The organism is Clostridium sp. OM05-5BH (assembly GCF_003481505.1).
GTDB lineage: Bacteria > Bacillota > Clostridia > Lachnospirales > Lachnospiraceae > Otoolea > Otoolea fessa.
The window spans coordinates 1-225 of record NZ_QULJ01000039.1 but is presented as its reverse complement, the minus strand read 5'-3'; the positions used below and the strand labels follow the sequence as shown (position 1 = coordinate 225).

General features: G+C 56.4%; 1 pseudogene. It reads right to left on the bottom strand.

Annotated elements, in window-relative coordinates:
* Nucleotides 1-225: pseudogene (locus DXB70_RS14010) on the bottom strand (hypothetical protein); the annotation flags it as partial.

Genomic DNA, 225 nt, shown 5'->3' with positions numbered 1-225 from the left:
GGCCTCTTTGGCCGGGGCTGTGCTGCGGGCAGCTTCGGCGGCCTCTCGTCCGCTCTGCCTTGCCCGCCAGTATTCGGGGTGATACTGCCGGATGGACTGATTGAGTTTTTCTTCAAACTGTCCTTTGTCCTTAATGCGGTCAGGGATGTTCCACAGTTTTTTGTCCAGCAGTTCCCGGAGCACCACACTTTCCTGTGCGTCCTCCTCATAGCAGATATAGCCCTT